A 1436-nucleotide genomic window follows, 5' to 3' on the forward strand; every position below is an offset into this window, starting at 1 on the left:
GCCTTAGCGACCTCGCGCAGTCTGATACCAGCACTCCACCCTTCCTGCCGGTGATCACGCCCAGCCTGCAACTGGTCCCGATCGCCGGACGGTTGGTGCCCTGCGTCGAGGAAACCCTGCTGTTGGGCCGGCGGGTCGGCGTCATCCAAGCCAAAGGCTACGTGCTGTCCGCCATCGGCTACGCGGCCAGGCTTTCGAGAGACACGCAGTCTGCGATATCCGTCATCACGGATGCAGCCGAACATTTCGCCGAGTTAGGAGATGACCTGGCCAGGGCGCAAACACTCCACCAACTTGGCTGCATTCTGCGCGACTGTGGCGACCACAGTGCGGCCGATGAGGCCCTGTCCTTGGCGCGGGAGCTTCGGCTCGGTCTGGGCGACCGACGCGGCGAGCTGCTGACCGAGATTAATATCGCCCTGCTCCGCGCCATGGGTGGTGATATCGACCGCGGCCTGACAGACGCTCGGCGTTGCCTTTCAGGGTTCGAGTCCGCGGGAGATCAGGTGGGGATGGGCGCCACGCTGACCATTCTCGGTGCCGCCGAACTGATGTCCGGGGAGGTCCGGGCAGCGCGGGAAATGTACAGGCAGGCAGCGGAAAAAGTCGCCCCATGGCGGCGACACACTGGCTGGCAGCGGTTGATGGTGGCAGAGCTATCCAACGAGCTCGGCGACCCGCATCGGGCGGCCCGAGAAATTGACAGGGCTGGGGAAATTTTCGACCGAACGAAATGCCTCATCGCCGGTCAGCGGCTGGCCGCACTGCGTAGGCGGGACCCGGATGATGATGTTGAGACGGCGTTGAGTGCTCGTTGAGTACGGTTCACTAGCGTGATTCCTGGATCTGACAAATAGATCTGACCAACCAACAGCAATCAGGAGGAACGCATCGTGACAACGACGCAGACTAGGCCGACCCGCATCGGCGACGCCACCATCGCCGAGTTCGCCGCCGGGCTGCGCGGCACGGTCGTCAGGCCAGGGGACGCGGACTACGACCACGAACGCAGCATCTGGAACGGGGCCCACGACCGGCGCCCGACGCTCATCGCACGCTGTGCGGGTGTGGCAGACGTGATCCGCACGGTCGATCTCGCGCGCAGCGAGGGGTTGCCGTTGTCGGTTCGCGGCGGTGGACATTCGATCCCCGGGTTTTCCACCGTCGACGACGGTATCGTGCTGGACCTTTCGCTGATGAAGGGGGTCCAGGTGGACCCTGCCCGCCGCCGCGTGGCGGCACAGGCAGGGTGTACCTGGAAGGACCTGGATGCAGAGACCCAGCAATTCGGGCTTGCGGTGACCGGTGGCCTGGTGTCCTCAACCGGCATCGCCGGCTGCACCACCGGCGGCGGCATCGGCTGGCTCGTGCGCAAGCACGGGCTGGCCAGCGACAACCTGGTCGGCGCCGACGTCGTCACTGCTGACGGGCAGTTT

General features: G+C 65.3%; 2 protein-coding genes. Both read left to right on the top strand.

Going from position 1 to position 1436, the window contains the following annotated elements; translation table 11 throughout:
• On the top strand, window positions 1–818 hold an 818-nt coding region (locus tag LQV45_RS32190; RefSeq protein ID WP_230011588.1), incomplete at its 5' end, for a hypothetical protein.
• A 75-nt stretch (window positions 819–893) separates the two neighbouring features.
• Window positions 894–1436 (top strand): FAD-binding oxidoreductase (locus LQV45_RS32195; RefSeq protein ID WP_230011589.1); only part of this gene is annotated, 543 nt, incomplete at its 3' end.

It is taken from the genome of Microbacterium sp. Bi128 (assembly GCF_918698205.1).